Genomic DNA, 569 nt, shown 5'->3' on the forward strand with positions numbered 1-569 from the left:
TGCTCGATCATGACGCCTTTTGGCGTGCCGGTGGAGCCCGAGGTGTAGATCACGTAGGCAAGATGTCGCGAGTTGAGGCCTAACGCAGCTGGGTCGGGATCAGCTTCCGCATGTCGCAACCATGGCTGGGGATCGTCGAGATCGAGCACGATGCGATCCTGTATGGCTTCTGTTCGGAGAACCTCGCGACCGCGTGTATCGCAGAGCAGTACTCGGGGCGCAGCATCGTGCAGCACCTGAATGAGACGTTCGGAAGGGTAAGCGGGATCGAGCGGCACATAGGCGCCGCCCGCCTTCAGGATAGCCAACAGGCCGATTACCATAGCCGGTCCGCGGTCTACGCAGATGGCAACACGGTCGTCGGGCCGGACGCCTAACTCGATCAGATAGTGAGCCAGACAATTAGCCCGACGGTTGAGCTCGTCATAGCTCAGAGACTCATCTTTAAAGATCAGTGCTTTCGCATCCGGGTTCTTGCGTACCTGTTCCTCGAACAGCTGATGGATGCACAGGCTGTCCGCGTAGGGTGCCTCGGTCGCGTTCCATGTCTCCAGCAACAGCTTCCGCTC

General features: G+C 59.2%; 1 protein-coding gene. It reads right to left on the reverse strand.

All coding sequences use genetic code 11. The annotated features are described in order from the left end of the window. On the reverse strand, positions 1 to 557 hold a 557-nt coding region (locus IEW09_RS18630), incomplete at its 3' end, for an AMP-binding protein (protein WP_229739446.1). Positions 558 to 569: the final 12 nt, after the last annotated feature.

This window comes from Edaphobacter dinghuensis, from assembly GCF_014640335.1.
Classification (GTDB): Bacteria; Acidobacteriota; Terriglobia; order Terriglobales; family Acidobacteriaceae; genus Edaphobacter; species Edaphobacter dinghuensis.